1 rRNA gene is annotated in these 869 nt (G+C 52.1%); it reads right to left on the reverse strand.

Annotated elements, in window-relative coordinates:
- Positions 1 to 847, reverse strand: a 16S ribosomal RNA gene (locus TP70_RS09160); the annotation flags it as partial.
- Between the last annotated feature and the right edge of the window lie 22 nt (positions 848 to 869).

Here is an 869-nt window from a genome sequence, read left to right on the forward strand (position 1 = left end):
CCCCCTAACACTTAGCACTCATCGTTTACGGCGTGGACTACCAGGGTATCTAATCCTGTTTGATCCCCACGCTTTCGCACATCAGCGTCAGTTGCAGACCAGAAAGCCGCCTTCGCCACTGGTGTTCCTCCATATCTCTGCGCATTTCACCGCTACACATGGAATTCCACTTTCCTCTTCTGCACTCAAGTTTTCCAGTTTCCAATGACCCTCCACGGTTGAGCCGTGGGCTTTCACATCAGACTTAAAAAACCGCCTACGCGCGCTTTACGCCCAATAATTCCGGATAACGCTTGCCACCTACGTATTACCGCGGCTGCTGGCACGTAGTTAGCCGTGGCTTTCTGATTAGGTACCGTCAAGACGTGCACAGTTACTTACACGTTTGTTCTTCCCTAATAACAGAGCTTTACGATCCGAAGACCTTCATCACTCACGCGGCGTTGCTCCGTCAGGCTTTCGCCCATTGCGGAAGATTCCCTACTGCTGCCTCCCGTAGGAGTCTGGACCGTGTCTCAGTTCCAGTGTGGCCGATCACCCTCTCAGGTCGGCTACGTATCGTCGCCTTGGTGAGCCGTTACCTCACCAACTAGCTAATACGGCGCGGGTCCATCTATAAGTGACAGCAAAACCGTCTTTCACTATTGAACCATGCGGTTCAATATGTTATCCGGTATTAGCCCCGGTTTCCCGGAGTTATCCCAGTCTTATAGGTAGGTTACCCACGTGTTACTCACCCGTCCGCCGCTAACGTCAGAGGTGCAAGCACCTCGTCTGTTCGCTCGACTTGCATGTATTAGGCACGCCGCCAGCGTTCATCCTGAGCCAGGATCAAACTCTCCATAAAAGAAGTAAGCTTGATATAGCTC

The sequence above is a fragment of the Staphylococcus microti genome, from assembly GCF_000934465.1.
Classification (GTDB): domain Bacteria; phylum Bacillota; class Bacilli; order Staphylococcales; family Staphylococcaceae; genus Staphylococcus; species Staphylococcus microti.